This is a genomic window from Lysinibacillus sp. 10T31, from assembly GCF_056394365.1.
Map to the genome: position 1 here is coordinate 1 of NZ_JBFTHS010000269.1, position 367 is coordinate 367.

Here is a 367-nt window from a genome sequence, read left to right on the forward strand (position 1 = left end):
GTCCTTCTCACCCAAGGCAGCATCCAGACCGATGCTGGAGAGGGCCTTGGCCGGCGATTCGGCGAAGCGTTCGCGGAAGGCTGTATCGTTGATGAGGTTGTCCAGCAGTACGCCGGCATCTTCAGCGGAAAGGCGAGGGTCGGTAGCCATGTCGATCATCCAGAGTAGAACTTACGGTATCGGCCACCAACGCTCGGCATTTAGGGCGATGTGTGCATTGCACAGAAGCGCCTCCACAGTACCGCGGCCGTTGCGGGCAACCCGCATACTACGGTTTCCACTGGTGGATGATGAAAGATGCAGATCCGACGTTGCGCTATCGTGATGTTCGAACCCCGCAGCGAGGTCTCGCTGGACCTCACCCTGC

General features: G+C 59.4%; 2 protein-coding genes. Both read right to left on the bottom strand.

Annotated features, from left to right (window positions below):
* Positions 1–159 (bottom strand): NHLP-related RiPP peptide (locus AC1DCY_RS27985; protein WP_477356129.1); only part of this gene is annotated, 159 nt, incomplete at its 3' end.
* A 12-nt stretch (positions 160–171) separates the two neighbouring features.
* Positions 172–367: hypothetical protein (locus tag AC1DCY_RS27990; protein WP_477356126.1), on the bottom strand; the 196-nt coding region annotated here is incomplete at its 5' end.